At 39.0% G+C, this 22,024-nt stretch carries 23 protein-coding genes, 1 pseudogene and 1 riboswitch; of the genes and pseudogenes, 19 read left to right on the forward strand and 5 right to left on the reverse strand.

The window, feature by feature from the left end; genetic code table 11:
• Positions 1-35: 35 nt before the first annotated feature.
• A riboswitch (TPP riboswitch) is annotated at positions 36-144 on the forward strand.
• Between the two features lie 110 nt (positions 145-254).
• The 12 genes from QNH17_RS02215 (at position 255) to QNH17_RS02270 (ending at position 10,806) form a co-directional block, all read left to right on the forward strand.
• Entirely contained in the window at positions 255-899 is a 645-nt protein-coding gene (locus QNH17_RS02215) for a thiamine phosphate synthase (RefSeq protein ID WP_349632579.1), read from the forward strand.
• Complete coding sequence (gene thiO / locus QNH17_RS02220) at positions 883-2,013, forward strand: glycine oxidase ThiO (RefSeq protein ID WP_481858562.1); 1,131 nt, start codon at positions 883-885, stop codon at positions 2,011-2,013. The genes QNH17_RS02215 and thiO overlap by 17 nt, the downstream gene beginning before the upstream one ends.
• Before the next feature lie 10 nt (positions 2,014-2,023).
• Entirely contained in the window at positions 2,024-2,227 is a 204-nt protein-coding gene (gene thiS, locus QNH17_RS02225; protein WP_283877195.1) for a sulfur carrier protein ThiS, read from the forward strand.
• Between the two features lies 1 nt (position 2,228).
• A complete protein-coding gene (locus QNH17_RS02230) occupies positions 2,229-2,996 on the forward strand; it encodes a thiazole synthase (protein ID WP_283877196.1) in 768 nt (255 codons plus the stop codon).
• Positions 2,993-4,012, forward strand: a complete 1,020-nt coding sequence (locus QNH17_RS02235; RefSeq protein WP_283877197.1) for a thiazole biosynthesis adenylyltransferase ThiF — start codon at positions 2,993-2,995, stop codon at positions 4,010-4,012. Before QNH17_RS02230 ends, QNH17_RS02235 begins: the two co-directional genes overlap by 4 nt.
• A 474-nt stretch (positions 4,013-4,486) precedes the next feature.
• Positions 4,487-5,053 carry an RNA polymerase sigma factor gene (locus tag QNH17_RS02240; protein WP_283877198.1) on the forward strand — a complete coding sequence of 189 codons (567 nt, stop codon included), beginning with the start codon at positions 4,487-4,489 and terminating at the stop codon, positions 5,051-5,053.
• Positions 5,031-5,807 carry a hypothetical protein gene (locus QNH17_RS02245; protein ID WP_283877199.1) on the forward strand — a complete coding sequence of 259 codons (777 nt, stop codon included), beginning with the start codon at positions 5,031-5,033 and terminating at the stop codon, positions 5,805-5,807. Before QNH17_RS02240 ends, QNH17_RS02245 begins: the two co-directional genes overlap by 23 nt.
• Positions 5,797-6,669 (forward strand): ABC transporter ATP-binding protein, encoded by an 873-nt coding sequence (locus tag QNH17_RS02250; protein ID WP_283877200.1) that lies wholly within the window; start codon positions 5,797-5,799, stop codon positions 6,667-6,669. The genes QNH17_RS02245 and QNH17_RS02250 overlap by 11 nt, the downstream gene beginning before the upstream one ends.
• Positions 6,666-7,790, forward strand: coding sequence for a hypothetical protein (locus QNH17_RS02255; RefSeq protein WP_283877202.1), 1,125 nt, complete (start codon positions 6,666-6,668; stop codon positions 7,788-7,790). The genes QNH17_RS02250 and QNH17_RS02255 overlap by 4 nt, the downstream gene beginning before the upstream one ends.
• A gap of 228 nt (positions 7,791-8,018) precedes the next feature.
• On the forward strand, positions 8,019-9,104 hold the full coding sequence (locus tag QNH17_RS02260; RefSeq protein WP_283877203.1) for an ATP-binding protein: 1,086 nt from the start codon (positions 8,019-8,021) through the stop codon (positions 9,102-9,104).
• Positions 9,105-9,310: 206 nt separating this feature from the next.
• Positions 9,311-9,997, forward strand: a complete 687-nt coding sequence (locus tag QNH17_RS02265) for a Na-translocating system protein MpsC family protein (RefSeq protein ID WP_283877204.1) — start codon at positions 9,311-9,313, stop codon at positions 9,995-9,997.
• 128 nt (positions 9,998-10,125) lie between these two features.
• Entirely contained in the window at positions 10,126-10,806 is a 681-nt protein-coding gene (locus QNH17_RS02270; protein ID WP_283877205.1) for a Na-translocating system protein MpsC family protein, read from the forward strand.
• 73 nt (positions 10,807-10,879) lie between these two features.
• On the opposite strand, the gene QNH17_RS02275 is transcribed toward QNH17_RS02270, so the two are convergent.
• The 4 genes from QNH17_RS02275 to QNH17_RS02290 form a co-directional block, all read right to left on the reverse strand.
• The gene (locus QNH17_RS02275; protein ID WP_283877206.1) at positions 10,880-11,629 is read right to left on the reverse strand and encodes an amino acid ABC transporter ATP-binding protein; all 750 of its coding nucleotides are present in this window, start codon (positions 11,627-11,629) and stop codon (positions 10,880-10,882) included.
• 13 nt (positions 11,630-11,642) lie between these two features.
• On the reverse strand, positions 11,643-12,329 hold the full coding sequence (locus tag QNH17_RS02280; RefSeq protein ID WP_283877207.1) for an amino acid ABC transporter permease: 687 nt from the start codon (positions 12,327-12,329) through the stop codon (positions 11,643-11,645).
• A gap of 14 nt (positions 12,330-12,343) precedes the next feature.
• Positions 12,344-13,144, reverse strand: a complete 801-nt coding sequence (locus QNH17_RS02285; protein ID WP_283877208.1) for an amino acid ABC transporter substrate-binding protein — start codon at positions 13,142-13,144, stop codon at positions 12,344-12,346.
• 170 nt (positions 13,145-13,314) lie between these two features.
• On the reverse strand, positions 13,315-13,683 hold the full coding sequence (locus QNH17_RS02290; RefSeq protein WP_283877209.1) for an SET domain-containing protein: 369 nt from the start codon (positions 13,681-13,683) through the stop codon (positions 13,315-13,317).
• Between the two features lie 310 nt (positions 13,684-13,993).
• Between QNH17_RS02290 and QNH17_RS02295 the strand changes: the two are divergent.
• Together QNH17_RS02295 and QNH17_RS02300 are read left to right on the forward strand one after the other, a co-directional pair.
• Positions 13,994-14,164, forward strand: a pseudogene (locus QNH17_RS02295) (histidine phosphatase family protein); the annotation flags it as partial.
• Between the two features lie 400 nt (positions 14,165-14,564).
• Positions 14,565-15,578, forward strand: a complete 1,014-nt coding sequence (locus QNH17_RS02300) for a DUF418 domain-containing protein (protein ID WP_283877210.1) — start codon at positions 14,565-14,567, stop codon at positions 15,576-15,578.
• A 96-nt stretch (positions 15,579-15,674) separates the two neighbouring features.
• Here QNH17_RS02300 and QNH17_RS02305 read toward each other — a convergent pair whose 3' ends face one another.
• Entirely contained in the window at positions 15,675-16,157 is a 483-nt protein-coding gene (locus QNH17_RS02305) for a hypothetical protein (RefSeq protein WP_283877211.1), read from the reverse strand.
• 263 nt (positions 16,158-16,420) lie between these two features.
• Here QNH17_RS02305 and QNH17_RS02310 point away from each other — a divergent pair, with 263 nt between their 5' ends.
• From QNH17_RS02310 to QNH17_RS02330, 5 genes are all read left to right on the forward strand, one after another.
• A complete protein-coding gene (locus QNH17_RS02310) occupies positions 16,421-17,371 on the forward strand; it encodes an ABC transporter permease (RefSeq protein WP_283877212.1) in 951 nt (316 codons plus the stop codon).
• Entirely contained in the window at positions 17,364-18,314 is a 951-nt protein-coding gene (locus QNH17_RS02315) for an iron chelate uptake ABC transporter family permease subunit (protein ID WP_283877213.1), read from the forward strand. Before QNH17_RS02310 ends, QNH17_RS02315 begins: the two co-directional genes overlap by 8 nt.
• A complete protein-coding gene (locus tag QNH17_RS02320; RefSeq protein ID WP_283877214.1) occupies positions 18,311-19,072 on the forward strand; it encodes an iron ABC transporter ATP-binding protein in 762 nt (253 codons plus the stop codon). The genes QNH17_RS02315 and QNH17_RS02320 overlap by 4 nt, the downstream gene beginning before the upstream one ends.
• Positions 19,073-19,090: 18 nt before the next feature.
• Positions 19,091-20,038: a siderophore ABC transporter substrate-binding protein gene (locus tag QNH17_RS02325; RefSeq protein ID WP_283877215.1), complete on the forward strand. Its 948-nt coding sequence runs from the start codon at positions 19,091-19,093 to the stop codon at positions 20,036-20,038.
• Between the two features lie 441 nt (positions 20,039-20,479).
• Positions 20,480-21,874 carry a M28 family peptidase gene (locus tag QNH17_RS02330; protein WP_283877216.1) on the forward strand — a complete coding sequence of 465 codons (1,395 nt, stop codon included), beginning with the start codon at positions 20,480-20,482 and terminating at the stop codon, positions 21,872-21,874.
• Positions 21,875-22,024: the final 150 nt, after the last annotated feature.

Genomic DNA, 22,024 nt, shown 5'->3' on the forward strand with positions numbered 1-22,024 from the left:
AACCATGCAAGGGAATTTTTATAAATGAATAAATAACAATCCGCTAGAGGTGCCTTTTTAAAGGGCTGAGATTGAAGTGATACTTCGGGACTCTATGAACCTGATCTGGGTTATACCAGCGTAGGGAAGTGGAAGCATGGATATTTGAAGAATCATTTTTATATTTCAAATTATCAACCACTTTCTTATCAAAAGGAAGTGGTTTTTTGTTTTTCACTTTATTTCATTGAGATTCGGAATCGTGATTATTGGGGGTGACTTGTATTTTAACTAGTGTTAAAGAGTTACATATTATATCCAATGGTAAAATGCCGATCGAGCAGCTATGTGAAATTGTCATGGATATTCATCCATATGTAACCGCGATTCACTTACGAGAAAAACAGAAAACAGCGAGGGAACTTTTTCAAGCGGTTGAACTATTAACCAAGACAAACCTGTCACTATCAAAGATTATAATCAATGATCGTGTGGATGTTGCCTTAGTTACAAAGGCTGGCGGGGTTCAATTAGCCTTTCATAGTTTAGATGCAGCCATTGTAAAAGGGAATTTTCCTCAGCTTAAGGTAGGAAGTTCCATCCACTCCTATGTGGAAGGACAAAAAGCAAAAGAAAAGGGTGCTGATTACATGCTTTTCGGCCATGTCTTCCCTTCACAATCAAAACCAGGAATGACCCCTAAAGGCCTTGAGGAGTTATCAAGGATCACACAATTAGAGGTTCCGGTAATTGCCATTGGAGGCATAACCCCCGAGAATACGGGACGGGTACTAGATGCTGGGGCAAAAGGAATCGCGGTCATGTCAGGGGTATTGGAAGCTCGGGATCCATTATTAGCAGTAAAGGCTTATTTAAATGTATTAAGAGATGGAGATGGAACAAGTGGAAAATTCATTTGATGTTGCCATTATCGGAGGAGGGATTAACGGATCCTCCATTGCCTATCAACTAGCAAAAATGGGAAGAAAAGTAATCATAATTGAGAAGGAACGATTGGCTTGCCAAGCTTCCAGTGCGGCTGCCGGTATGCTGGCAGCACAAGCGGAGATTGAACAAGATGGTCCTTTATTCCAGTTGGCATTAAAGAGTCAAGCAATGTTTTCTACTCTCTCAAGTGAGTTATTTGAATATTCGGGAATTGATATCGAGTTTGTGAATAAAGGAATGCTAAAAATTGCAGAAACGGAAGAAATAGCAGCAGAGGTAAAAAAACAGGTCAGCTATCAAAGGAATTGGGATCCAACTATAAAATGGCTGGATGGAAAGGTATTACGAGAAATGGAACCGTCTTTAGCACCAAGTGTTGTTGGAGGGATGTATCTCCCAAACGATGGACATGTGCAGCCAGCAAAGTTAACACAAGCGTTTGCACATGCGGCTGTTTATTTTGGAGCGGAAATTCGTGAAAATACGGAGGTTCTTTCTTTTATTTTTGAAGACGGTCAGGTTAAAGGGGTTAAAACGACCAATGGTGTCATACATAGTGAACAAGTTGTCGTGGCCACCGGAGCTTGGGCAGCGAAATTAATGCGTGAATCGGGTTTGGACATTAGCGTGTATCCTGTTAAAGGAGAATGCTTTTCCGTTCGAACGGAGGAGCCGATTATTAACACGACTATTTTTTCCGACAAACGCTGTTATCTGGTACCAAAACGGAATGGGGAAATTTATATTGGTGCTACCATGCTTGAAAATACCTTTGATAACAAGGTTACACCCGAAGGGATTGCTTCATTAATAGAAAGAGCGACTAAGTTAGTTCCTCAGATTAAGGAAGCAGCATGGGAGCGAGTGTGGTCAGGATTCAGACCGCAGACAGGCGATGGAATCCCTTATATTGGCGAGCATCCAAAATGGAAGAAATTGTTCGTGGCAGCAGGGCATTTTCGAAATGGGATTTTATTAAGCCCTATTACAGGGAAAATAGTAGCTGACCTATTAGCAGGTAGACGGCAAGATGAGGCTCTTCTCGCAGCTTTTCACCTTGAAAGACACAAAGAGACAGTTGGTTAGGAGGTTCATGATGGAAGTAATATTAAATGGCGAGTATATCCACTTACCAGAGCATATCATATTTGTTTCGGATGTTCTCAAACATTATGAAATCCATGATAAGGTCATTGTCGTGGAAGTAAACGGTGAAATCTTAACCAAAATAGATCACCAAAGTACTAGATTATCAGATAAAGATCGAATTGAAATAGTCCATTTTGTAGGAGGCGGTTGACATGTTAAAAATAGGTTCATTATCCTTTCAATCTCGTTTGTTTCTAGGAACGGGAAAGTATCCAAGCTATGACATCCAAAAGGAAGCAGTGGAAGTTTCCAAAGCAGAAATCCTCACGTTCGCGGTAAGACGAATGAATATTTTTGAATCAAGTCAGCCGAATTTCTTAGAACAGCTAGACACCAATAAATATACGCTGCTGCCTAATACAGCGGGTGCGAAAACAGCGGCAGAGGCCGTCCGTATCGCAAAATTAGCAAAAGCATCCGGCCTATGCGATATGATTAAAGTGGAAGTGATTGGCTGTGATAAAACATTACTTCCTGACCCGATTGAAACCCTAAAGGCGACAGAAGAATTAGTGAAGGAAGGATTTATTGTCCTCCCTTATACCTCAGACGATGTTGTTTTAGCTAGGAAACTTCAAGAAGCTGGCTGTCATGCTGTCATGCCAGGGGCCTCGCCAATCGGATCTGGTCAAGGGATCATCAATCCCGTAAACCTTAGCTTTATTATCGAACAAGCTGTCGTTCCTGTTATTGTTGATGCCGGAATTGGCTCACCTGCCGATGCGGCTTTAGCGATGGAATTAGGAGCCGATGGCGTCTTATTGAATACGGCTGTGTCAGCGGCCAAAGATCCAGTAAAAATGGCAAAAGCAATGAGATTAGCGATTGAAGCTGGACGTTTAGGCTATGAGGCCGGCCGAATCGAGAAAAAGAGATATGCCACAGCAAGCAGTCCCAAAGAAGGAATGAGTATCGGGTGATTAATCGGTACTCACGACAAGAACTTTTTTCACCCATTGGAAAAGACGGGCAGCAGCGAATTTTCGATAAACATGTACTCATAATTGGAGTGGGAGCACTCGGATCAGCATGCGCAGAAGCACTTGCCCGTGCTGGAATTGGTAAACTAACCATTGTTGATCGTGATTATGTAGAATGGTCCAATTTACAGCGGCAGCAGTTATATACAGAAGAAGATGCCAAAAATCGAATTCCTAAAGTAATAGCGGCCAAAAACCGCTTAACAGCCATTAACTCTTCTGTGAAAATTGAGGCAATCATTGCGGATGCCTCTGTGTCAGAACTGGAAGACTGGGCCAAAAAAGTTGATCTTATTATGGATGCAACGGATAATTTTGAAACAAGAATGATCATTAACGATGTATCCCAAATGTATGGTGTCCCATGGATTTACGGTGCTTGCGTTGGAAGCTATGGAATCTCCTACACGATCATTCCTGAAAAAACACCTTGCCTTTCTTGTTTAGTAGAAACCGTTCCTCTTGGAGGATTAACCTGTGATACAGCTGGAATTATTAGTCCAGCTGTGAACATGGTCGTTTCTTTTCAAATAAGCGAAGCATTGAAAATTTTGGTGGGTGACTTGGATTCATTGCGAAATAAACTCGTTTCTTTTGATTTATGGAAAAACCAATATAGTTCCATACAAGTAGATAAATTGAAAAAGAGGGATTGTCTTTCTTGCGGGGAAGAACGTACTTACCCTTATTTATTATTCGAAAATCAAACAAAGACAGCTGTGCTATGTGGAAGAGATTCAGTTCAGATACGTCCTTCTATACCTGCCATTCGTGATTTGGATGCTTTAGAAAAAATATTGGCAAATCAAGGAGGAGCCGTGGAGCGAAATCCTTACCTCTTATCGTATACTGTGAATCCTCACCGATTAGTAGTTTTTAGAGACGGAAGGGTTTTAGTACATGGAACGAAGGATATATCCGAAGCAAAGGCGCTATACCATAGATACCTAGGTTAATTAGAATGAAACAACTTCAGACTCTATAATTACTAAATTAATATCAACTGTTTAAGGAGAGCAAACGTGCTCTCTTTTTTTTATTTAAACTATTGGCTGTGTTCAAGGTTAATATCTATTTTGGCACTCTGTTGACCTTCGTTCCAGGCATGAAGACTCCTGCGGGAGTACGGGGCAGGGGAGACCCCGCAGGAGCAAAGCGACGAGGAGGCTCCCCGGCACGCCCGCGGAAAGCGAAGTGCCTGGAACGGAAATCAACAGACAAGTTAAATACACCCAAACTATTAACAAGGCATAAGGGATAATCGCCACCTTTAATGGGGGGAGTTTTTTTAGATTACTAATATTAGTTATAAATTTGTATAATGAACTAGAAAAAATTGACTATATATACATTTTTTATAAAAATTAAATTTTCCTCAAAATCATAAATCTTTTTCGAAATATTCTCGTTAGCATAGTGGAGGTGAGAAAATGTCGGACTTAGAATTAATTGCAGAGATAAAGAGAGGGAGCCGAGCGAGCCAGGAAATATTGGTGAGGCGGCATTATAAGCTGATTTACAGCTTTCTTTATCGGATGGTAGGCGATAAGGAGCTGGCAAAGGACCTTACCCAGGAGACCTTTATTAAACTATTAAACAACATTTCAAAATTCAGGCCTTCCTCCGAGTTTCGAAGCTGGATGTTGAAGGTCGCAAGCAACCACGCCAAAGACTATTTGAAAAGCAAGTCTTACAAAGATAGCAGGAATACATATGAATGGTATGAAAATGACGGTTCAGGTTCAGAGAAAAGTGTTTCCTCTATTTTTGAAAAAAATGAAAAACGAAATGAGATCAAAGAGGCACTCGAGGAGCTTCCAGATTTTCAACGAGAGGCGATTTTGTTTAAATACTATCATGATTTGAAGATATCGGAAATTGCTTCGGTGACAAATACAAGTGTACCGACCGTGAAATCGAGGCTTAATCAGGGCCTAAAGAAGCTTAAAACTTACTTGCAGCGGGGGGATAGGGATGAACAAAATACAAGTGGATAAAGAGGTTAAAGAATATCTAGATTCTTATAAGGTGGATTTTCCCCATGAGGAAGAAATAGAATCATCGATTGGATTGATCATGTCACAGGTGCAGCCAATCCAAAGCAGGGCCAATGTATTTCAATCTCGTGCCAAAAATTTAGTTGTAAACTCGATCCAGGAATTTTTTCGTTTTGGTTATTTATTTTGGGGACTTAACAGCTTGTTTTTACTGCTAGGTATAGTTGGTCTGATCCATTTGAAAACCGATCCGTATGTTACGGCGTTTGCTCTGGCACCACTACCTTTTATTGTAGGGATAATAGAAATTCTTAAGAGCAAAGATGAAGGGTTGATCGAGCTTGAAATGACGTTAAAGTATAATGCCCAGCAAATATTTATTTCAAGGCTTTTTGTAGTCGGATTGTTTAACTTAATGGTCAACATAGGGATTTCATCGATCTCTATGGCAGTCTTTCCAGAAGTTATTTTTTCAAAACTCCTCTTGGCTTGGACGATTCCCTATGTTCTTGTGACGGGCCTGGCCTTTTTATTTGCCATGAATATGAAAGGGAATGTGGCGAGCGGCGTGTTGCTCGCAGTCTGGTTTGCACTCTGTTATGGTTTACTGCAAGTGGAGGAAATCATGGAAATGGTATTCAGCATGGATATCCTGCCGGCTGCAGGTATTCTTTTGGCCGGGGGCTTACTCTGGACGGTGAATCTAGTGAAAATAAAAAGACTTGAAATCGGGAGAGAATATTATGATGCTTAATATCGAAAACGTTTCAAAGGTGTTCGGGGATAAACGGGCAGTTGATGGAGTAAATGCAGAGCTGACCAATGGTGTTTACGGATTTCTAGGGGCAAATGGCTCAGGGAAAACCACCTTAATGCGGATTCTTGCGACCGTCTCAAATGCAACTTCAGGAACGATTACTTTTAACGGAGAGGATATTAGAAAAATGGGAGACCGTTACCGTGATATCATCGGTTATCTCCCGCAACATTTCGGATATTACAAGCATTTTTCCGTTGAAAAATTTCTGTATTATATTTCCAGTTTAAAAGGCATCGAGAAGACGGAAGCAAAGCGAAAAGTAGAAGACCTGTTAGAGACCGTAAATCTCACCGATAAGAGAAAAGTTAAGATGGGCAAACTGTCCGGTGGGATGAAGCAGCGTGTTGGTATTGTTCAAGCCCTCTTGAATAACCCTAAAATACTAATAGTTGACGAGCCAACTGCGGGGCTCGATCCAAAGGAGAGAATCCGGTTTCGGAATCTACTTGCTGAAATAGCCATGGAACGGATTGTTCTTCTTTCGACCCATATCGTTTCAGATATAGAATACATCGCTAAGGAAATTCTAATTATGAAGGACGGGCGGCTAATTGAAAAAGATTCACCGCAAAAGTTAATGAGTCGAATTCAAACTAAGATTTGGTGTGTAGAAGCAAGCGAGGCTGAGATAGCAACTTACCAGGAAGGATTTAAAGTGGGTAATATCGCAAGGAAAGTCGATGGAATTGAACTGCGGATTATATCAGAGGAAAAACCTGCCGATGATGCTGTAAATGTCCCTGTAAATCTCGAAGATCTGTATCTGTATTATTTTGACGAGGGGGTAGGGGCATGAGCGTAATTAAATGGGAACTGGTGAAGATATTTAAGCAAAAAAGTCTTTATTTTATTGGAATCTTTTTATTTGGCTGGTTTACGATGATTGCCTTCGATGTTGAAAATCCAAAAATATCGCAAGAGGTATATCAAAAGTGGGAAGGGCCAATTACCGCAGAAAAAATCGCCGAAGCAGAAAAAGTGAACAAGGAATTAACAGAATATTTTTTGGCTGAAAGTGCTCCAGATGAGCGAAGGAGTGCTGAATCAGCAGTGGTAGAAAATATCGCTTATAGCCAAAACATTAAAGCTCAAATTAAAGAGCGAGCCGCCGGCTTAGATCAGTTAATCAAAGAGGAGAATGAAAAGGGAAATATCGCCTTGGCTAACAAACTAGAACTCCAAAAAGATATGTACAATCAGGTAGAAATAAATAAAATTTCATATTATAAGGCACCAATGGAAGCGGTAGATTTCGTTAATGTATTTGGCCTTGTATTAACCGGTGTATTTCTGTTAATTGGCTTAACAGGAATCTATTCAAACGAACATTCATCAGGTGTGGATAACTATATCCTCAGTACGAAAAATGGCAGAGTAATAACAATGAGAGCAAAGCTGTGGGCTTCATTTATTTTCACAACCATTGTCGTTATCGGGTGGGATGTTTTTAATCTGGTTGTGAGGACGGTAATTTACGGTACAAAGGGCTGGGACCTTCCCATCCAGTATTCGTTTAAATATTTTACCTCTCCCTATAGCCTGACGTTCATGGAGTATCATTTGATTCAAATAGGTATCCATTTGCTTGCGGCACTTGCTTTTGCAGGTGTAATAGTTGTCGTCTCGACATTATCAAAATCGACAGTCATCTCCTTCTTCATCTCAGGGTTCCTGTTTGGCATTCCACTTCTCGCCAAAAGCATTATGACCATCGACACCATCTGGATTTCAAAAATATTTAGGTTCACACTGACAAATATAATGAAAGTGGAAGACTTGTACATGAATTTTATATCCCTGAATTTTTGGGGATATCCGGTGCTTGTTCCCTATGTCGGTATTGTGGTGACAGTGGTCATACTTACACTTTCCATATTCATCACTAGATGGCAGATCATAAAAAAGCAAATTGTCTGAAAAAATTAATTGAATATTTTTACAAATAGGTTTAGTATTAAAAGTGGATATAGGGATTTATGCTCTAGTCTACTTGTGAATTTAGAAAAAAAGTCAGTGACTCTTTTTATAGGCAATGAATCTCTAGACATGTTGATGCTAGAATTTAAGCCAAAATAAGCCGTAGAAACTCTACGCTTATTTTGGCTTTTTTATTTATTATTAAAAACTAAAGACAGGTGGGGGAAAATGGAGAGGGATGAGATAAAACGTCTAAACTTTCTGCTTCAAATATATATCGATGTCAATGTGGATAAGGATTTCTCTGTTTTATCAAAAAGTGCAGACCCATTCTTTATCCTGAATATGGATGGGCAATTGGTTTATGTAAATGATGTTTGCGAAACACTCTTAGGTTTTTCCATACCTGAATTATTACAGATGAGGTTGAGTCGAATATTCCTCTCCACAAGTTTGAATGAATCACAAACGTTCTTCTTTGAAAAGGGCCGTGAAAAACTAACAAATTTTGATGCAAAGATTAGTATGAGACCCGAATCATTAATGGATGTAAACGTAACTGCATTCCCAATCCTATTTAATAAGGATGTGGTAGGGTCATATGTAGTTTTAAAAGATATCACTCAAATTAAAAAAGAAAGACAATTACTATCGGAAAAACAAGCGGTGGCAGGTCAATTAGCGGCGGGAATTGCCCATGAGATTCGAAATCCGATCACAGCGATAAAAGGATTTTTACATTTAATGGCTAGGGATTATCATGGGGAGCCCATGTATTATGATATTGTAGAGTCAGAGGTTGCACGTATTGAAGTAATTCTCAAGGAACTAATGGTACTGGCAACACCAATCAAAAAAAAGTATGAAAAATTGACGATTAGTTCCTTATTAGATCAAGTTCTAGCATTAATGGAGTCCCAAATGTTATTAAATAATATTCAGGTTGATAAAAAGTTCAGTTTTCTGGAAGAATCCATTTTAGGGGATGGAAATCAATTAAAACAAGTATTTATCAATTATATAAAAAATGCAATTGAGGCCATGCCAAATGGCGGCAGTATCTTAATTGAAGGGTCCATTACTGAGGAAAAACATGCTCAGATTCGAATCATCGACCAAGGATGCGGCATCCCTCCCGATATGATTAACCGAATAAATGAACCGTTTTATACGACAAAAGAATATGGGACCGGGCTCGGAATGCCGGTAAGTTATCAAATTATTGAAGAGCATAAGGGAAAAATTGATATTACCAGCAGCAATAAGGGAACTTGTATCGAAGTAAGTTTACCAACCTTCTATAAAATTAAATGATTGCTAGTAAGGTAAATATCGTGTTAAAATGTTAAGGTCTAATGTCTTGCAGTCATTAGTTATGGCATTTATTATATATCCAGCAAAAATATATCCTAATCAATTGTATGGTAAATGGAAGAAACTATAAAAATAGTCGTCTTAGCCGTGGCCTAACTTCTTTTTCTAGAAGTTAGGTCTTTTTATTTTCCTGAAAGGAGAAGTTAATGAGTAAATCTACACAAGAGAATTTGCTATATCTTAGCAGTACGTTTAGTAAGCTCCTCAAGCGCAGATTTGGTAAGGGTCCAGAAACCTGTACGATGATGTCAAAAGGAAACCGATTATATATATACATTCGAAACTTTATTACGCCAGCAGAGGAAGTTTTGTTGAAAAATAATCAGTTGATTTTAGTCCATAATTTTCGTTCAGCCGTAATCAATGCAGTCATCAATGAGTTTAAACCGGAAGTTTCGAAGGTATTCGGAGGAAAAATTGATCACTTTTTCCATGATTGGAATTATGATTCGAATACTGGAATTATTCTGTTAGAAAATGTTCCATCTACTGATGAAGTAAAAATGGAAGAAGATTTTGAGAAAACTCTTTTTAACTTGATTGATTTTGTAGGGACCCGTTATCATAAACGACCGGTTGGTTTAAAGGTAGTAAAGTTTACACAAAATATTTGTGCGATTGAAGCAAGAGAAGTCCTCTTACAATTAGAAAGTTTAGCGTATGAACAAGGAAATCTCGATCTGCTTCTTCATCAAGCAAGGGAAATCAAAAGCGGTTATTTGAAAAATAAGAGTCTATTTGAAGATTTATTTAATCGCGTCATCGAAGATATATTTATTGTCTGGGATTATGAAAAGAACCGCAACTATCTCATTTTTGTTTTTTTTAAGTAATATCAATGAATCGAAAACATGTGGCAACAGGATTTTCCTGCTTATCACATGTTTTTTTTTTAACAAGCTGGTCTTTGGTACATAATAAAATGATGGAATATTTGTACCTAATTAAGGAGTAGAAAAGGATGATTAATCAAAACAAGGAAGAATTTATTAGTAGTTATGTTAGTAAGTTGTTAAGAAAAAATTTTGGAAAAGGGCCGCATACATGTCGGACCACCCTGTCCAAAAATCATCTCGTCACGTATATTCGCGGGTTTTTAACCCCAATGGAAGAGATCTTGTTACAGCAAGGACAGAATAGGTATGTTGACGATGTAAGAGCTGCTATTATTAACCATGTTTTGAATGAAATAACCGGGGTAGTAAAAGTGACTCTGGAAGTCGATGTAGAAGAATACTATCATGATTGGAACTTCCCAAATAATTCGGGCATTCTTATTTTTGTCTTAGAGGAGACAATAGGTCAGGTTAGTCAAGCAGATATAGATATGCAAAGGTTAGAATCGGAGGTTGGACGGCTCAGCTACTTGGTTGAAAAAGTACCTGATCATATCCATATCTATCCCATTTCACCATCCGTTTATTTAGTTGAAAGAAGCGGTATTCTTGTACCTATTGAAAAGGCATTAATTGAAAAAGGGTTTGAACAAGAACTTAGATTCACAAAGGATGAGTTGGAAAAAAAATATTTCCACCGGGAAGGCAGATTTGAGGATATTTTTAAAAAATCAATAAGAGATATTTTTATTGATTGGAATTTTAAAGAAGATAAATCATTGATGGCCTTTATGCTTGGTTCATAAGCTTAGGGTTTATATGTATAAAATAAGCTCTTCCAAGACGGAAGAGCTTGTTTTGAATGGATCAGTTTTTCTGCTAGGATCTTGCAGCCACCTTATTCAAAAACTGTAAAGTCCGTTGATTTTCTGTGTTCTCAAATACCTCTTCGGGGGTACCCTTTTCTACGATAACTCCTTGGTCCATAAAGATGACTTGGTCGGCAACATCTTTGGCAAAGTTCATTTCATGGGTTACAATGACCATTGTCATATTCTCCTTTGATAAATCCTTCATGACCTTTAAAACTTCGCCAACTAACTCAGGATCTAGAGCAGAAGTAGGTTCATCAAAAAGCAGTACTTTAGGATCCATGGCCATAGCTCGGGCGATTCCCACACGTTGTTGTTGTCCCCCAGATAGTTGATGAGGATACATCTCGGCTCGTTCTCTCAAACCAACTTTATCCAGAAGGGTTCTTGCTTTCGTCTCTGCTTCTGACTTTGACCTTTTAAGAACAGTGGTCTGTCCTTCCATTACATTTTCAATTGCTGTCAAATGTGGAAATAGGTTGTAATTTTGAAAGACCATGCCTGTATTTTTACGAAAAGAAACAAGTTCTTTTGCCTTCATCTTATGGTTTTGGTCAAAATTTATTGATTGTTCCGCAAGCTTAATCGAACCTTGATTAGGCATTTCCAACAGGTTAAGACAACGTAGTAAGGTTGTTTTTCCAGAACCGGAAGGACCGATAATCACGGCTGTCTTTCCTGTTGGGATGGTCAGGTCAATTCCTTTTAATACCTCAAGCTGCCCAAAACTTTTATGCAAATTGTCTATGTGAATCATTGGATCACCTCCATTATTTAGCGACACTTCGCTCAAATCGAATCTCCATTTTTGTCTGGAAATAAGAAAGAACGGTACTGAAGATTAAATAGATAAAGGCGACTTCAATATAAATCCAAAGAGGTTCATAGGTAGCAGCCGCGATTTGTTGACCTTTTTGGAATAGTTCCGTAACCGTAATGGTTGCTGCTAAGGAGGTGTCTTTTACTAAACTAATAAAAGAGTTTCCGAGCGGCGGCAATGATACACGAATGGCTTGAGGAATAATAATTCGTCTCATCGCCTGAGATTTGGTCATTCCAATTGAAAAAGCTGCTTCCCATTGCCCCTTTGGAATCGAAAGAATCGCTGCCCGAATAATTTCCGAACTGTAAGCACCTTTATTTAACGTAAAAGCAATGACAGCAGCCGGAAATGGATCAAGTGTTATTCCCATACTAGGTAATCCGTAAAATAGAATAAAGATTTGAACAAGTAAGGGAGTGCCGCGAAAGATCCAAACATAAAATTTGGCGACAGCATTTAAGACTTTCATATTGGATAGCCGTGCAAGTGCAATAAAGAAGGCTAAAATTAGCCCTAGAATAAAGGTGATAATTGTTAATGGGATCGTAAACTGAATTCCCGCTTTTAAAATAGGAAAAAAGGAATCACTAAGGATTCCTATAATTCGATCTATTCGTTCTTGGTCTGCAAACATATCGTTCCATTCCTTTACTTAGATACGTCCTCATTAAACCATTTTTTAGAGATTGCTAGGTACGTACCATCTTTTTTCATATCTGCAAGAGCGCCATTTACCGCATCTACAAGTTCTTTATTTCCTTTACGGAAAAGAAAAGCATTGCTTGTTGCGTCTGCTTCTTCATAAACTTTTTTAATAGGAAGATCTGGACGCTGTTTCTTTAAGTCTAGGTATGAAAGGCTATCGTTAATTGTTGCATCAATACGTTTTGAAGTGATTAGGTCGATGGATTGATTAAATCCTTCAACAACTGTATTGGTTGCCCCATGTGCTTCAGCGATTTTGCGGTAGTTACTGTCTAAGGATTGTCCAACTTTTTTACCCTTTAAGTCATCAAGTGTTTTAATATCGTTATTGTTCTCATGAACAACAAGAACAGCTTTTGAGACAATATACGGTTCTGACATATCGTATTTCTCTAAACGGTCAGGACGAACAGCCACTTCATTTGCAACCATGTCATAACGCTTAGCATCAAGACCGGCGATCATGCCATCCCATTTTGTTTCAACGAAAACGGGTTTAATATCTAATCTTTTAAATACTTCTTCAGCAATTTCTATATCAAAGCCTGTAAGCTTTTGAGAGTCATCATGATAAGTAAAAGGAGCATAGGTACCTTCTGTCCCGATTGTAATTTCACCTTTTGCCTTAATCTGCTCATAAAGATTTTTACTCTTAGCAGAACTTACCTTTTCCTCTTTACTGCTACAAGCGCCTAAAGCTACGGTAAGAAGGAGGGCTAAAAAAATTAGTGCAAATTTCTTCATGTTTCTTACATCTCCTAGTATTTTTATAGGTTTTATATAAAATAACTTTAATAGAATAATATACATCTAAATAAATGTCAATCTAAACGGGGAAACATGGCCTAAAGAAAGAGTCCCAATTCTATTTTTATTAGGATTGGGACTCTTTCTTACTATCCGAAAAATGTGTTTTATTTTTCCTCAAACCATAGTCGCGTTTTGTCGTCAGGGTCACCATTGTAATTGATGCGAATTTCCGCTCCAGCTTCTATGTCGGTATAGGCATAAAAGTTAATGGTTCTTTTTTTTAGTTTCCTTTTAAAGATAGCGTTCGGTTGGCTGGAATGGTTAAATAGCGAACCCATACCTAGTGCTAATGCACATTCATCAAAATCTTTTCCCCACCAGAAGACATAGTCAATTAAGGTAGTTTTCTCCAAATACTTAAACTCTTCTTTCGGGAAGATGATAACGGGTGACACCTCTAATAGCTCATCCTTCTTGATATCACGTGTAGCAAAAATCCCTCGCCCATGTTGAGATTGCTTTAGCTCCAACATAACTCTGTATACCTCCAGTTTCCCTTCTAACATTTTTTGTTTTTTTATTAATGTATGAAAAAGGTATATGTTTGGTATAGGTTATTTGGGGCGGAGCAGATTGAAATTGAAAAAATCAAGTTAGCTCTTACCTGTTATTAAAATAAACCGATAGTGCATTTGTAATATCATCTTGGTCATTTGTTTGGATCTGATAAGTCACTAAGCCCCTGATTTTGTTTTAGAAGAATAAGGAAGGAGATTTATAAATACAACGAATTTAATTACAGTTGCTGACTTATTTATTGGGGATGATTACTTGGATAAATAGATTTATGTTATAAGGCATTGTGAAGCAGAGGGGCAATCACTCGAGGCGCAGCTTACTGAAAGAGGAGTTAGGCAAGCGGCTGACTTAACCGAGTTTTTTGCTGATATGAAAATTGACCGTATCATTTCAAGTCCCTATTTACGGGCAATCCAGTCAATTGAGCGGGTTGCTGGGCTGGGGGGGCAGGTTAAGCACCCGAGCTGTTAAATAAACGGAAGAATTCCTCTTAATTCGAAATTATTATTAAAAAAGGCTCAAATAGACGGAGAGATTCCGCCTATTGACTCGAAAAATTCGAAAAGGGGAGATTTTGCTTTGCATAAACGGAAAATCTCCGCTTATTTACCCCGAAACGAGCTCCATTCTGCATATAACCGGAAAGTCTCCGCTTATTTTACTTTTGCTGGCTACTCGGTTAAGGAAAAGACATCTTATTTAAAAAGAAGTGAGTTTCCAATGGAACCTCATTTTGAGGCATTACGCTTACACGTTGTTTTGTGTCAGCCTTTTTGTCTGATTTCAATAGGTGAAAGGCGGATAAATGGTTATAATGATGGTGGAGTTGATATAGATGAATTCGAATGAAATCAACGCGCGGATTGACGCGCTTGATTATTTACGAGGTTTTGCCCTCATGGGAATTATTTTGGTTAATATTATTCCATTATTGTCAGTGAAATTACCGCTTTCCGGTACCAGCGATGCAACGTATTGGAGGTTTTTAAACTTATTTGTGGAGGGCCGCTTTTATACGATTTTTACTTTTTTATTTGGTGCCGGGTTTTACATATTTATCTCGAGAGCAATGGCGAAGGGGAAAAATGGGTATGTGTTGTTTTTACGGAGGATTGTTGTATTGTTTTTACTTGGGTCCATTCATGTACAATTCCATCCAGGAGAAGCATTAACAATTTACGCTGTTTGCGGTCTGATTATCTTACCATTTTATAGAGTGAACAAGGTTGTGAATCTTGTTTTTGGACTGGGCATGTTGCTAGTCATAAGTTTGTTTGCTGAAAAAATATTTATGGTAGTCCCGTTGATGACGCTAGGAATCGCCGCCGGGCAGTTTCAATTATTTGAACGGATGACAAATCAGTGGAAAGTAACTGCCCTTTTTACAGGTGTTATGTTTGTTTGTAGTGTAGCAGGTCTTATTTATCAGTATCAGTATGCCCCGTTTGCATTTGGATCAGGTGATGTGTCTCATGAAACACAAAGGTTCTTACGGATTGGAATTATGATTGGTCCGATTGTCTCTGCTTTTTATGTGGGATTGCTGCTTGTACTTCTGAACTTTCCCTTCATCCGGCGGATTCTCTCTCCATTAAAAAGCTATGGAAGGATGGCGCTGACCAACTATGTTTCACAAACAGCGCTAATCCTCCTCGCCGGAAAAGTTTTTGATCTATTTGATCAATTGGCGTATATCCAATCGCTTTATTTGTGTGTGGCGATTTACGTCATTCAGCTTATTTTTAGTACAGTCTGGCTTCGGTTTTTTAGGTTCGGGCCATTGGAATGGGGATGGCGCATGTTGACCTATGTGGAAATTCCGCCAATGAGGAAACAGCCATCTTCATAAAAGGTGACTCGAAAACAATAAGTCAGTCCTCTAGACTTTAATCAAAGCTGGGGACTGACTTTATTTTTGTTAATTGGTTAAGTCAAGAAATGATGGTTATTTTTCAATTTCTACATCATGTTCTTTTGCTAGTTTATTCAATTTAGTTTGATATTCTCGAAGATGTCTTCGTGCATCCGCCAACATGTCATTAGCCTTTTGAATCAAGTCTGCATCCTGTTCCTCTATCGCCTGTTTAATTATAGCAAAGGCGTTAAATTGTATATCTGCCCCTTCAATATATATTTCGTGAATTTCTCTTAGCTTATCAGTTTCAATTTTTACAGAATCTAGTTCTTTAATAAATTCGCTGTAATTGGGAATGACATCACGATTTAAGACATCGTACATGGTTTGATCATTCTGATAGTTTGTACCCGAGACCCCTTCATAGGCCGAAACGGCGGTCTCTTCTAATTTCGCAGCTTCCTTCATTTCTTTATTTACATAATTAAGTAAATCATCTTGAACAGGATCACTGGAGCATCCAGACAATAAAATCATTATGGGTAATAATATAGCCAATAGCCATCTCTTCACTACATTCACCTCCTAATGCCCAATTTATGAGGATCAGGAAGTCCAATATGAGTATGGAACGGATAAAATTATTATTCATTATGATGTTGTTTAGGGATAAAAATAAGGGACAAATGTATGATTTTGGTAGTTTAATTGAAAAAAGTTCTCAATTAGTGTTGACTTCAAATTTCTGAATGTTATAATCAACTTAATTTGTTAATGATAATGATTTTCATTATCATTAACGGATCGCTAGAATGATAGAAATGATGGGGACAATTATGAAGAAACGATATTTACTGTTAGCGTTAATAATCTTATCTGCAACCTCGCTATTTGTAGGTGTTAGCAGTCTTTCGCCATTAGACTTGCTAGACTTTCAAACAGAGGAGACACAAATTTTCTTGGTGAGCAGGGTACCGAGACTCGTTGCGATTCTACTCGCGGGGGCTGGGATGAGTATCGCCGGATTGATTATGCAGCAACTGAGCCGGAACAAATTTGTTTCTCCTACAACCGCTGGAACCTTGGATGCCACCCGACTTGGAATCCTTGTCTCCATGTTGTTATTTGCCAATGCAACTATGCTTGAAAAAATGGCTGTAGCCTTTGTGTTTGCGCTTGGGGGAACCTTTTTATTCATGCAGATTCTTGACCGAATCAAGTTTAAGGATGCCATTTATATTCCACTGATTGGTTTAATGTTCGGTAATATTTTGTCATCGGTTACCACCTTTTTTGCTTACCGAGCAGATGTCATTCAAAATATGTCGGCCTGGCTTCAAGGGGATTTTTCGATGATTATGAAAGGTCGTTATGAACTTCTCTACATAAGTATCCCAATTTTAGTCATTGCCTATTTTTATGCCAACCGCTTTACCGTGGCAGGGATGGGTGAGGATTTTTCAAAAAATCTAGGTCTTGCCTATCGAAGTGTGGTAAATATCGGGTTGATACTTGTTGCACTAATTACGGCATCCGTTGTCCTGACCGTCGGAATTATCCCATTTCTTGGCTTAATTATTCCGAATATTATCTCTATTTTCAAAGGTGACCATTTACAAAAAACGTTGCCGCATACCGCATTTCTAGGGGCTATTTTCCTCTTGGTTTGTGATATTTTAGGCAGGGTGCTCATTTATCCATATGAGATTTCAATCAGTCTCATGGTTGGTGTGATCGGCAGCGGAACGTTCTTATATTTGCTTTTTTGGAGGAAGGCCTATGCGTAATCCCTTAAGAATGGCCTGTCTCGTATTGATTGCTGCGGGATGCTGTGCCGTATACCTGATTCATGATTTAAATGGAAGCTTTGATTATGCGTTGCCAAGGCGGGGAATTAAAGTACTTGCCATGGTGTTGACGGGCTTTACCATCGCATATGCCACCGTGATTTTTCAAACGATTACACATAACCGGATTTTAACGCCAAGCATTATGGGACTAGATGCCCTTTATCTTTTATTACAGACGGTGATTATTTTCTTTCTAGGTTCTTCACATCTGGTTGTCACCAATAAACAAATAAACTTTTTACTATCAGTTGCTGTGATGATTGTGTTTGCCCTTTTCTTATATCGATTTTTGTTTAAAAAGGGTGGCCAGTCCATCTACTTTTTATTATTGATTGGAATTATTGTTGGGACATTCTTTTCGAGTATCTCGACGTTTTTACAAGTGCTGATTGATCCAAATGAGTTTCTGATTGTTCAAGACCGGATGTTTGCTAGTTTCAATAATATCAATTCAGATCTAGTGTGGATGGCGATTGTCATCGTATTGCTTGTGCTGATTTATGCATGGCGGTATATAAAGTATCTCGATGTTTTATCACTTGGGCGAGAGACGGCGATTAATCTAGGGGTTCCATATGATTCGATTGTGAAACAAATGCTTGTGATTGTTGCCATCTTTATTTCAATCTCAACAGCACTAGTTGGACCGATAACATTTTTTGGATTAATTGTTGCCAACCTGTCCTATCAATTTTTTCATACCTACAAACACAAGACTTTGATAAGCGGTGCGGTTCTCATGAGTATCATCGCACTTGTCGGGGGACAGTGGTTTGTTGAACGGGTCTTTACTTTTTCGACGACGTTAAGTGTCATTATCAACTTTATCGGCGGTGTGTATTTCATCTATTTACTGCTTAAGGAGAGGAAAACTGCATGATAACAGTGAGATCATTGTCAAAGTTTTACGGAAAAAAACCGGTGGTAGAAGATGTTACGATCAATATTCAACCTGGAAAAATAACATCGTTTATAGGCCCAAATGGAGCGGGGAAATCGACACTCGTGTCGATGGTCAGCCGTTTGCTCGATGCCGATACGGGTGAAGTGCTGATTGATCAATCAGATGTCCGCAGGATGAAATCTAGTGATTTTGCCAAGCGGGTTTCGATTTTAAAGCAATCGAATTATATGAATGTCCGCCTCACGATCCGAGAACTTGTTTCCTTTGGGAGATTCCCATATTCAAAAGGGCGGTTAACGGAGGACGATGAACGGATTGTCGACCAATCGCTCGAGTATATGCATTTAACAGAAATGCAGGATAGCTTTTTAGATGAATTATCCGGTGGTCAGCGCCAGCGTGCCTTTATTGCGATGGTGATCGCGCAAGATACAGAGTATATTCTCCTTGATGAGCCGTTAAATAATTTGGATATGAAACATTCTGTTCAGATTATGAAAATCTTGCGGAGATTGGTGGATGAGCTCGGTAAAACGGTTGTCATCGTTCTCCATGATATTAACTTTGCATCGGTCTATTCTGACCGGATTGTTGCCATGAAGGATGGTAAGGTCGTGAAGGATGGACCGACCGAGGAGATCATTCAATCAAAAGCGTTGAGTGAGATTTATGATATGGAAATTCCGATTCAGGAAATCAATGACTGCAGAATCTGTGTTTATTTTAATTCATAATAAAGGGGAGTTTTGAACATGAAAAAATGGAATTTATTGAGTCTGATGTTTGTGATTATTCTAGTGTTAGCCGCTTGTGGGTCAAATGAAAAGGGGCAAACGGAAACGGCATCTGCCAGTAAGGAAACAGCAGAGAAAATGACGATTAAGCATCAATATGGTGAAGCTGAAGTGAAAAAGAACCCGGAAAAAGTAGTCGTTTTTGATTTTGGTGTCCTTGATACCCTAGACGAGTTAGGTATCGATGTCACAGGGGTGCCACAAACAGCGGTCCCATCCTATTTGAAAAAATATGCTGATAAGAAATATACGAATGTCGGAAGTTTAAAAGAGCCGGACTTTGAAGCCATTCACGAGCTGCAGCCAGATGTAATCTTTATCTCAACACGGCAAGCCGAATTATATGATCAGTTTGCTGAGATTGCACCAACGGTCTATATGGGTCTTGACTATGAAAACTACATGGAATCCTTCAAGAAGAATATGAACCTAATTGGGGAAATCTTTGGCAAAGAAAACAAGGTAGCTAGTGAATTAAAAGAGATTGATGCTAGTATTGAAAAGTTAAATACACAGGTTTCATCCCTTGATAAGAAAGGACTTATTTTGCTAGCAAATGAAGGGAAAGTCAGCGCCTATGGACCAAGCTCCCGTTTCGGCTTAATCCATGATGTATTTGGGTTTGGGGCAGCCGATCAGGACATCGAGGTATCCACACATGGACAGAGCATTACCTTTGAATACATTATGGAGAAAAATCCTGACGTATTGTTTGTGATTGACCGTGCTACGGCAGTCGGTGGAGAAATTGGTGCAAAAGAAATTATTGAAAATGAGTTAGTTAAGAAAACAACTGCCTTTAAGAATAATAAGATTATCTACCTTGATGCAGACACCTGGTACCTAAGCGGTGGAGGCTTAAAATCTGTTAAATCAATGGCTAAAGATATTGAAAGTGCATTATAATAGATTTATAAAAAGGTAAATAAAATGTAAGCATGCAGTTTGATAGAAATATCTGTCTAAACTGCTTGCTTTTTCTTTGTGAAGATTTTGTCATTTTACGTAAAAAAATGAGGTTTTATCCGAAGTGGGGAAAGGGTAATGCGAAATATGTATAGTTTCCTCGGAAATAAGCGAATTATAGGCATACTAGACCATCTTTCTTAGGTATTTAATAATGTGTGATTGAGGAGATATAGATTAGAAGTGGTTCTATTTTTCTAGATAGTCACAGTAAATAGTTACTATATTAGAGTATATTTCCAGAAGTCTATTAAGTTCTCAATAGTGTGAAAATGCTGAAATATATAGGAATGGCAAGGGTTTTGTAGTACGATTCTAGTTTACTAAATGTTAACATTTGTAAATAATTAAGGGGGTTGATAACAAAAAGGGGGGAATTATATGTTTCGTCGGAAATCTATTATTACAATTCTTGCAGCAGGGATGGTTTTGTCCAGCGGGGCTGTTTATGCTCAAACAATAAGTACACCAAATGGACAATCTGACACAGCCTTTGATAATAAAATTATTAAGAAGATTAGTGCTGATAAGATGTATAACAACATTGCTTTGTTGTCAGAGCAGCCAAGGGAAGCGGGAACAGAAGGAGAAGTTCGTGCCGTAAAATACATAGAGGGCGAGTTTAAGAGCTTAGGCTTTGAAACAAGAGTATTACCATTCCCAATCTATGATTATCGAACAAACCATGTTTGGGTGAAAATTGGTGGAGTCGATATTGCAGGGACTGAACCGCGTGCCTTTAGCGGCAGCGTAAGCAAAAAGGTAACAGCACAGCTTGTGAATGTTGGGAAAGCAAAACTTGGGGAAATTCCAGATGGAGTTGCAGGGAAAATTGCTTTGGTGGAACGAGGGGACATCACGTTTATTGAAAAAGTACAAAATGTGTTAAACAAAGGTGCAGTTGGTGTCCTCATGTATAACAGCAATCCAAATGGTAACAACTTTGGACAAGCGGCTGAAGGGCAAAATATACCGGCAGTAGCGATTACACGGGCCCAAGGCTTGGCTTTGGTGGAGCAATTAAAGTCTGGACCAGTTGAGGCAACCTTAGATGTAGATATCGAAAAGATCGAGAAAACCTCTTATGTTGTTGAAGCTAAATTGAAGCCGAACAAGAATAAGGATACTGGCCAAATCGTTACAGTCGGTGCCCACCATGATTCTGTTCATGGGGGACCAGGGGCAAACGATGATGCTTCAGGGGTATCCGCCGTTCTAGAATTAGCAAGGATTTTCGCAAAAGCGCCAATTGATACGGAGGTTCGTTTCTTAACCTTTGGTTCAGAGGAAAGAGGTTTAGTAGGATCATCTTTTTACGCTTCACAGCTTCCGCAAAGTGACGTGGATCGTATGGTTGCCCACTTCCAAATGGATATGATCGGCGGCCGTGATGCCGGAGCGGATCATCCGGCGGGCGGCTTAATTATGTATACGATTGACGGTAAGAAGAACCTAGTTACCGATTTAGGTGCTGCAGCAGGAGTAAGGACGATGAATGTGGCTATTCCTTATGGACAATTAGGGCGAAGCGACCACCAGCCGTTCCATGAATTAGGAATTCCATCCGCACTATTCATCCACTCACCGGTAGAGCCGTGGTACCATCAGCCAACAGATACATTAGATAAAATCAGCAAGGAAAAGCTGCAGCAGGCTGCGGAGATTGTTGGTGCATCCGTCTATCAAATTGCGCGTCCGGAAACACCAGCATTAGAAAAGGCACATGTTGCAGCAGGAACTGTTGACTACGATTTTGAGGACCGCCCAGTCGATTAATCAAATTTCAAACAGTCCTAAAAAGAAAGAGACACGCTTGGCCACCTTCCTGTGGTCTAAGCGTTTTTTTGTATCAACACCTACCCGCGGTGGTCCATGTATGGTGGACAAAATGTACAATAGTGTCCTTTTATAGTGTCCTTTTATAGT

Source organism: Neobacillus sp. SuZ13, from assembly GCF_030123365.1.
Taxonomy (GTDB): Bacteria; Bacillota; Bacilli; order Bacillales; family Cytobacillaceae; genus Neobacillus.

Coding starts and splice junctions, on each gene's coding strand:
- thiS (WP_283877195.1), top strand. CDS start 2,024: ATGGAAGTAATATTAAATGGCGAGTATATCCACTTACCAGAGCATATC.
- QNH17_RS02230 (WP_283877196.1), top strand. CDS start 2,229: ATGTTAAAAATAGGTTCATTATCCTTTCAATCTCGTTTGTTTCTAGGA.
- QNH17_RS02240 (WP_283877198.1), top strand. CDS start 4,487: ATGTCGGACTTAGAATTAATTGCAGAGATAAAGAGAGGGAGCCGAGCG.
- QNH17_RS02245 (WP_283877199.1), top strand. CDS start 5,031: ATGAACAAAATACAAGTGGATAAAGAGGTTAAAGAATATCTAGATTCT.
- QNH17_RS02250 (WP_283877200.1), top strand. CDS start 5,797: ATGATGCTTAATATCGAAAACGTTTCAAAGGTGTTCGGGGATAAACGG.
- QNH17_RS02255 (WP_283877202.1), top strand. CDS start 6,666: ATGAGCGTAATTAAATGGGAACTGGTGAAGATATTTAAGCAAAAAAGT.
- QNH17_RS02260 (WP_283877203.1), top strand. CDS start 8,019: ATGGAGAGGGATGAGATAAAACGTCTAAACTTTCTGCTTCAAATATAT.
- QNH17_RS02265 (WP_283877204.1), top strand. CDS start 9,311: ATGAGTAAATCTACACAAGAGAATTTGCTATATCTTAGCAGTACGTTT.
- QNH17_RS02270 (WP_283877205.1), top strand. CDS start 10,126: ATGATTAATCAAAACAAGGAAGAATTTATTAGTAGTTATGTTAGTAAG.
- QNH17_RS02275 (WP_283877206.1), bottom strand. CDS start 11,629: ATGATTCACATAGACAATTTGCATAAAAGTTTTGGGCAGCTTGAGGTA.
- QNH17_RS02280 (WP_283877207.1), bottom strand. CDS start 12,329: ATGTTTGCAGACCAAGAACGAATAGATCGAATTATAGGAATCCTTAGT.
- QNH17_RS02285 (WP_283877208.1), bottom strand. CDS start 13,144: ATGAAGAAATTTGCACTAATTTTTTTAGCCCTCCTTCTTACCGTAGCT.
- QNH17_RS02290 (WP_283877209.1), bottom strand. CDS start 13,683: ATGTTGGAGCTAAAGCAATCTCAACATGGGCGAGGGATTTTTGCTACA.
- QNH17_RS02300 (WP_283877210.1), top strand. CDS start 14,565: ATGAATTCGAATGAAATCAACGCGCGGATTGACGCGCTTGATTATTTA.
- QNH17_RS02310 (WP_283877212.1), top strand. CDS start 16,421: ATGAAGAAACGATATTTACTGTTAGCGTTAATAATCTTATCTGCAACC.
- QNH17_RS02315 (WP_283877213.1), top strand. CDS start 17,364: ATGCGTAATCCCTTAAGAATGGCCTGTCTCGTATTGATTGCTGCGGGA.
- QNH17_RS02320 (WP_283877214.1), top strand. CDS start 18,311: ATGATAACAGTGAGATCATTGTCAAAGTTTTACGGAAAAAAACCGGTG.
- QNH17_RS02325 (WP_283877215.1), top strand. CDS start 19,091: ATGAAAAAATGGAATTTATTGAGTCTGATGTTTGTGATTATTCTAGTG.
- QNH17_RS02330 (WP_283877216.1), top strand. CDS start 20,480: ATGTTTCGTCGGAAATCTATTATTACAATTCTTGCAGCAGGGATGGTT.